Here is a 6715-nt window from a genome sequence, read left to right as displayed (position 1 = left end):
GGCCCGTAACGAACACGAGGACAGCTCCGGATTCCTCGACTTTGCCGAAGGCGGCGACCGTGCGCGGAGACACGGTTCCGTCGGTGCGCAGCGCGATCGCGTACGCCCTTTTGGTGTTGCGGTTGCCGATGGTGGCCAGGAACGCCTCGACCGCGACGCCGAGCCCCGGCACGCCCGATCGCGGACTCAGCCGGCGGACCGTCCCCATCGCACCCCTCCCGCACCTCTATCGCAGATAAGCGCCCCGAGTCGCCCCGCCCGGCGCGGGGACGCTCCGGAGAGCGTCCGAGGCCGGCCGGGCCGTCGCCGGTGGCGCGATCGACTCTATCTCAGATAACCATTCACTATCTGCGATAACAAGAAGATCATCTGGTAGGCGGAATTTTCGAAAACTTGTTCCCTCCAGGGGTTGTGACTCCAGCTAAGGACGGGATAAAACTGATCTTGTTTTGCCCGCATTTAGCCTGATTGAAGGTGATTGGTGAGCGTCTTACGTAGATTGCCCCGGTCGCGACTGCTCGCGATCGCGCTGGCGGTCCTACTCCCGGCCACCCTGACGACAGGACCAGCGGCCGCCGACCCACCCAACCCCGCGCCGACGGCGACTCCCCAAGAAACAGTCCCTCCAGCGGCCGAGTCTGACCTCAAAGCCACCTGGGACAAGGCCGCCAAGTCCGGCCAGCCCGTTGAGGTGCCCTCGCGGTTCACCGAGACCATGAAGGTCTGGGCCAACCCCGACGGCAAGAACATGCGGGCCGAGCTGTACACCCGGCCCGTGCAGCTGAAGAACCCGGCCAGCGGCGCCTGGGAGCCCATCGACACCCGCATCGTCACCCGCGACGGCAAGCTGCGGGCCGCGCGGGTCAAGAGCCCGCTGACTTTCGGCGGGCGTGACGCCAAGGACCTGGTGTCCGCGGAAGGCGAGCGTGGCATGACCGGGCTGGGTGTGACCCGGGCGCTGCCGGAGCCGAAGGTCTCCGGCAGCACGGTCACCTACTCCGACGCCGTCGCGCCGGGAGCCGACCTGGTGGTGCAGGCTCAGGCCGATGGGTTCATCTCCCAGGTGGTCTTCCGGCACAAGCCGGCCGGATCGGTGACCGTACGGCTGCCGCTCACCCTGCCCAAAGGCACCACGTTCGGTAAGACGTCCGACGGGCTGCCGCAGCTCAAGGACGCCAAGGGCAAGGCCGCGGCGGCGCCGGTCGTGCTGACCGCGATGGACGCCAAGGTCGAGACCGCCCCCGACGCGGGCAGATCCGCCCCGGTCCAGGCCCGTGTGGAGACCTCCGGCGGCACGCCGGAGCTGGTGTTCACCCCGGAGGAGAAGTTCCTGGCCGACCCGGCGGTGACCTACCCGGTGACGATCGCCGCCGCCGACGACTGGTTCGGCGGCGGACGACCCACCGACGCCTGGATCAGCAAGGAGACCGGCGGCAACAACTCCGCGGCCGGGTACCTGCGCGTCGGCACCACCTCCACCAGCGCCGACATCGCCCGCGGCTACCTCAAGTTCGACACCGAGGACCCCGTACTCGAGGGCGCCACCGTCCTCGACGCGGACCTGTACGTGTGGAACTACAAGTCCGGCGGCCCCGGCGGCGAGCTGTGCGGCAATCCGATGGGCGGGTCGGGCATCGGCGCCGCCCGCGTCATGTCCGACTGGACCACCTCCACCTTGAGCTGGTCGCAGCAGCCCACGCTCGCCGGCGTGGCGGGTGAGAGCGGCAACAAGGCCGGCTACAACATCGACGCCACCGGCACCTGGTGCGCCAGCGACGCGGCGCTCGTACACGACATCGACCCCATTGCCCGCGCCTGGATCGAAAAGGACGAGCCCAACCACGGGGTGGTGCTGCAAGCCGTCAGCGAGAGCGCCACGATCAACTGGCGCCAGTACTACTCCAGCGACTACGGCGGCGGCGCCGACTACCCAGGCTACCGACACCCGCCTGCCCTCATCGTCACGTACACGCCCGCTCCGGCCGTTCCCATTGAGGTGATGCGCTACTTCTACGATGGCGAACCTGAGCCGCAGACTCCCGACGAGTGGGAAGCGCTCATGAACGATCCCGAACGCTCCCGCGGCTATCCGGAGATGCCCCCTCCGCAGGACCTCACCGAAGAACAGCTGCTGCAGCAGTTGAAGGCGGCCAACACCACATCCACCGTCTCCACCACCGACCTGGACGACACGCCTCCAGGGCCGGAAGACCCGCCCGCCGAGGACACCGACCCACCGACCGTGGTCGCCGTCGGCCCGGACAAGGACGCGACAGGTGTACCGCCCAACACCGAGATCTGGGTGCTATTCAGCAAGCGAGTCAGCGGAGCCGAGATGGCGCTGGAGGGCCCCGGCGGGGAGCCGGTTGCCGGGGTGTCCAGACAGGCGGATGAGAATATAGCGCAGTTCGTGCCGGAAAGACCGCTGGCTGCCTACACTCACTACAGCGTGACAGCCTTTGATGCCCAGGACGTGGCCGGCCAGGTGATGCCCGCCCCGCACAGCTGGTCGTTCACCGTGGGCGGCCCTGACATCGACCCGCCCACGGTGGACGGCAGCGACCCCGCCGAAGACGAAACAGATGTGCCGGTGGACATCGCCATCAGGATCGGCCTCAGCGAGGCGGCGTCCGGCGTTCAGATCACGCTCAAGGACTCATCGAACGCGACCGTGCAGGGAACAACGGCGGGCGACACCGACGAATGGACGTTCACCCCGGCCTCGCCACTCGCTGCCTCAAGCGTGTACCGAGTCGAGGTGAGCGGTGCCAAGGACGGCTCGGGCAACATCATGACGCCCTACACCTGGACATTCACCACAGCCGGGAATATGTGATCGGTTACTACCCGGTGAACCCGCCCCCATCGCTTCATGCTCCCGCATCCGACCGATGGGTCCGATCCTGTCCATGGGATAAAGACATGGCTGGCGTTGTTGCTGTGGCACCCGCGACCAGTACGCCGCTCTCCTGCCCAAACAAGACGCGCGCTCGGCGCCGAGCGGCCAGATAGCCCGGGGTTGGGGAACCCAGGAACAGCCGTTGGCGCTGAGAATGATCTTGCGCGGAATGTGGCGTCCAGCTTGGTATGTGATCGCTCTACCTGGAGGTTTCTGGGCCGTGGATGATGCGGTGGATGGTGGAGCGTCCGACGCTGTACTCGGTGGCCAGGTCGGCCAGGGACACCTCGCCCTCGGCGTAGCGGCGGCGGATGGAGCGCCGGGCGGGTTCAGGCAGCTTGGGCTGCTTGCCCTTGAGCTTGCCGTTCTTCTTGGCCAGGGCCATGCCCTCGCGGGTGCGCATGTGCCCGAGGTTGGCCTCGAACTCGGCGACCATGGCCAAGGTCTGCAGGAAGAGTCGGCCGAACGGGTCGGTCCAGTCGTAGACGTTGGCGCCGAGGCCGAACAGGACGCCCCGTCCGGACAGGTCGGTGAGGATCTGGTTGGCCTCGGCCATGTTGCGGGCAAAGCGGTCGAATTTGGTCACGGTGAACACCGACCCGTTCCAGACGGCGGCGAGGGCCTGGTCGAGGCCGGTGCGGTTGCGGCGGGTGGTTCCGGAGAAGCCGCGGTCGATGTAGATGCGGTCTTCGGGGACGCCGAGGGTCAGGAGTTGCTCGGTCTGGATGATGATGTCTTGTTCGTCGGTAGAGCAGCGGGCGTAGCCGACGCGGGTCCCGTTCACGGCTCCAAGTGTTTCGGATAGGGGACCCTCACCGGAACAGCTCGCGGAACAGCTATACGGAACACCCCGACCTGGGATGGTTGGCCGGGTGTGTCAGATTCCGAAGTCGCCAGCGCGGATGCGCGGAGGGGGCTGCACGCCCCGCGCGTGGGAGTAGCGAACGGATTACCAGTCACGAGCGGACACTCGTCATGATCGACGCATGGATTACATCTTTGACGCCAGCCAGGTGCACTTTCGGGCCGCTCTAGGTAGCTGGTGTTTTTCTGTCGATCTCGCGACACCCCGTCCTGATATGTCAGGGTGATCAGCGTTGGTCACCGGGCGTGGGGATGGGGTTGAGCGATGGCAGTGGGCCAGACTCCGATGCAGCCGGGGTTGCTGTCCTCCACGGTGAGTTTCGTCGAGGGGCGTATCGCGCCGAACTCGATCTACGCGGTGCTGCACCGTGAGTGCCGGAGCCTGTTCCCGGAGGAGATGTTCGCCGATCTGTTCGCCGAGGACGGGCGCAGGTCGGTGCCGCCGATGATCGTGGCGGTGGTCATGGTTCTGCAGCGGCTGGAGGGGTTGTCGGATCGGGAGGCGGTGGACCGGTTCGCCTTCGATGTGCGGTGGAAGTACGCCGCCGGCGGGCTGGACTTCGATCATCCGGGGTTCGTGCACACCGTTTTGGTGGACATGCGGGCGCGGCTGGCCGCCTCGGAGCGGCCGCATCGGATCTTCGAGCGGACGGTTCAGGTTGCCTCCCAGGCGGGGTTGGTGGGACGACGCAGGATGCTCGACTCGGCGCCGATCTATGACGCGGTGGCCACCCAGGACACCGTCACGCTGATCCGTTCGGCGGTCCGGGGGCTGCTGCGCGCGGCCGATCATGTGTTGCGGGCCGAGCTGCGGTCGGTGCTCTCCAGCGGGGATGCCTACACCGACACCGGCAAGCCGGTCATCGACTGGACGGACGCGGCCGAGCGGGAGGCGCTGATCGATTCGCGGGCGCGGGATGGGTATGCGCTGCTGGCGGTGCTGGATGGCCGCCAGGTGAGCGTGGAGGTGGGCCAAGCCGTCGCGCTGCTGGCCACGGTGCTCGGTCAGGATCTGGACCAAGGCGGTGAGGGCGGGGTGTTCCGGATCGCCCGCAAGGTGGCGCGCGATCGCGTCATCTCCACCGTCGATCCCGAGGCCCGGCACGGGCGCAAGACCGTCGCTCGTGCCTTCGACGGTTACAAGGGGCACATCGCCGAGGACCCCGACAGCGAGATCATCACCGCTACCCGGGTCACACCCGGTAACACCGGCGATGCCGAACCCGCCGCCGAGTTGCTGGCCGACATTCTCCCAGCCGAGCAGGCCGAGCAGGCCGAGCAGGCCGAGCAGGCCGAGCAGGCCGAGCAGGCCGAGCAGGCCGAGGTCTATGCGGATGCCGCCTACGGCACCGGGCCGATGCTGGCCCGGTTGGAGGAGGCAGGCATCGAGGCGATGGTCAAGACGCAGCCGGCCGGCGCGCTGGGTGGACGGTTTTCCAAGGACGCCTTCACCGTCGACCTGGAGAGCGGGCAGGTGACCTGCCCGAACCAGGTCACGGCCGAGATTCGCCGGCATCGTGACGGCAGTGGGGTGGCCGCTTTCGGCGCCGCCTGCGCTTCCTGCCTGCTACGCGAGCGGTGCACCACTGCCAAGAACGGCCGCGACATCAACCTCAGCCCGTATGAGGAGCACCTGGCCCGGGGCAGGGCCAACAGTGCTGATCCCGACTGGCTGGCCCGCTATCGGGCTACCCGCCCGAAGGTCGAACGGAAGATCGCCCATCTGATGCGGCGGCGGCACGGAGGCCGCCGCGCCCGTGTCCGCGGCACTACCAAGATCGACGCTGATTTCTCGTTGCTGGCCGCCGCGGTCAACCTCGCACGTCTGGCCGTTCTTGGTATCGTCTCGCGCCCCACCGGAGCATGGGCGACGACGCTGGCATGACCAGGGGAAACCTCCCGGGGAGGAGACCGGATGACCCCGTGACGGCCCATCAACGGGCTTGTGGATAACTTCACAGGCCCGTGAGACGAGCAGATCACCGCGCATTGAACACGAAACGAATCGCTCACCGGACGATGCCGCCCCGCGAGCCCTCCGATAGCGGTCAGCCAGGATGACCCGCTTAACACCAGCGTCCTAGGGGATGCGGGGATCTCTACCTCCTATCCGGGAAATGCGCACCATTGCCCCGTCCTTCCACTGCTGCGAAGCTGAGATCATCCTCCCCATCTCCACTCCGATAGGGGTCTCGTGAGCGACGTGCTGACCTACGCCCCGTACGACTACGCCATGCACGAGGATCCGTATCCGACGTACGCGCGGTTGCGCGAGTAGGCGCCCATCTATTACAACGCCGAGGTGAACTTTCACGCGCTGACAGGGCACGGCGACGTGTACGCCGCCAGCCGGGACTCCGGCACCTACAGCAACAAGAAGGGCGTCAACCTCGAGTTATGGTCCGACGACCTGGCCAAACGCCAGTCATTCATCGCCATGGACCCGCCCAACCACACCCAGTTCCGCCGGCTGGTCTCCAGCGGGTTCACGCCCCGCCGCGTCGCCGAACTGGAGCCGCGTATCCGCCAGATCACCCGCAGTTATCTGCATCGAGCACTCGACGCCCGCCGGTTCGATTTCGTCGCCGACCTGGCCCAGAACATTCCCGCCGACGTCATCAGCGAACTGATCGGCGTTCCTGCGGTCGACCGCCAGCAGGTTCTGGCTTGGTCAAACGAGAGTCTGCTCCGTGACGAAGGCACCGGCGCCATCACTGAGCTTGACTCTGTCGGGGATCTTGTTCGCTGTCGGGTCAGCTGGCGGCTCGCCAGGAACGCAAGCGCGGGATGCCTTGGTGGTCGAGGTAGTCCTGGAAGGCTGTCGGCGGTCGTGGGGGCGCGCTTTCTCCAGGAGGGTGCCGGCTGAGGCGTTCGACGTTGACGGCGATGGCGGTGAGCACGTGTTGCAGGTGGGCCTTGGCTTGCCCGCGGTAGCGGCAGCGGCGCATGCCA

General features: G+C 67.1%; 4 protein-coding genes and 2 pseudogenes. 3 read left to right on the top strand and 3 right to left on the bottom strand.

Annotation, left to right across the window (positions count from 1 at the left end; translation table 11 throughout):
• A pseudogene (locus tag AB0I15_RS66425) lies at positions 1–208 on the bottom strand (hypothetical protein); the annotation flags it as partial.
• Positions 209–715: 507 nt separating this feature from the next.
• On the opposite strand from AB0I15_RS66425, the gene AB0I15_RS66420 reads away from it, so the two are divergent.
• Positions 716–2836: an Ig-like domain-containing protein gene (locus AB0I15_RS66420; protein ID WP_358121004.1), complete on the top strand. Its 2121-nt coding sequence runs from the start codon at positions 716–718 to the stop codon at positions 2834–2836.
• 262 nt (positions 2837–3098) lie between these two features.
• Here AB0I15_RS66420 and AB0I15_RS66415 read toward each other — a convergent pair whose 3' ends face one another.
• The gene (locus AB0I15_RS66415; protein WP_358121001.1) at positions 3099–3683 is read right to left on the bottom strand and encodes a recombinase family protein; all 585 of its coding nucleotides are present in this window, start codon (positions 3681–3683) and stop codon (positions 3099–3101) included.
• 345 nt (positions 3684–4028) lie between these two features.
• Between AB0I15_RS66415 and AB0I15_RS66410 the strand changes: the two genes are divergently transcribed.
• Both AB0I15_RS66410 and AB0I15_RS66405 read left to right on the top strand, forming a co-directional pair.
• Positions 4029–5648 carry an IS1182 family transposase gene (locus AB0I15_RS66410; RefSeq protein ID WP_358120999.1) on the top strand — a complete coding sequence of 540 codons (1620 nt, stop codon included), beginning with the start codon at positions 4029–4031 and terminating at the stop codon, positions 5646–5648.
• Between the two features lie 417 nt (positions 5649–6065).
• On the top strand, positions 6066–6629 hold the full coding sequence (locus AB0I15_RS66405) for a hypothetical protein (protein ID WP_358121007.1): 564 nt from the start codon (positions 6066–6068) through the stop codon (positions 6627–6629).
• A 10-nt stretch (positions 6630–6639) separates the two neighbouring features.
• Here AB0I15_RS66405 and AB0I15_RS66400 read toward each other — a convergent pair.
• Positions 6640–6711: pseudogene (locus tag AB0I15_RS66400) on the bottom strand (transposase); the annotation flags it as partial.
• Between the last annotated feature and the right edge of the window lie 4 nt (positions 6712–6715).

Source organism: Nonomuraea sp. NPDC050643 (genome assembly GCF_040654715.1).
Taxonomy (GTDB): domain Bacteria; phylum Actinomycetota; class Actinomycetes; order Streptosporangiales; family Streptosporangiaceae; genus Nonomuraea.
Note: the sequence above shows the minus strand (reverse complement) of the source record. Positions and strands in the feature narration are given on the sequence as shown.

Bases quoted from the DNA above. Each gene is read 5' to 3' on its own strand.
- AB0I15_RS66410 (WP_358120999.1), top strand. From the start codon at position 4,029: ATGGCAGTGGGCCAGACTCCGATGCAGCCGGGGTTGCTGTCCTCCACG.
- AB0I15_RS66420 (WP_358121004.1), top strand. From the start codon at position 716: ATGAAGGTCTGGGCCAACCCCGACGGCAAGAACATGCGGGCCGAGCTG.